Genomic DNA, 237 nt, shown 5'->3' on the forward strand with positions numbered 1-237 from the left:
CCTAGTCGGTAAGGAAATTTTTAACTCTGAGTTCAATGTTTTCCTAGGGTATACTCATAGATCATGGTGGCAAGTCTATAATGGAGATTGGTCTCGTCAGTTTAGAGAAACAAATTATGAGCCAGAGATATTTGCACGAAGACTCTTTGAAAATACGAGAAATATCTTTGGAATGAATTTCTTTGGTTATGATATTGGATATGTTCATCAGTCTAATGGTCAAATTCAAGAGTTGTC

Annotated in this window: 1 protein-coding gene; it reads left to right on the forward strand. The window is 35.0% G+C overall.

Translation table 11 applies throughout. The annotated features are described in order from the left end of the window. A partial coding sequence (locus tag M901_RS03250; RefSeq protein WP_034719983.1) for a phospholipase A occupies positions 1-237 on the forward strand: 237 nt, incomplete at both ends.

The sequence above is a fragment of the Bacteriovorax sp. DB6_IX genome (genome assembly GCF_000447775.1).
GTDB lineage: Bacteria > Bdellovibrionota > Bacteriovoracia > Bacteriovoracales > Bacteriovoracaceae > Halobacteriovorax_A.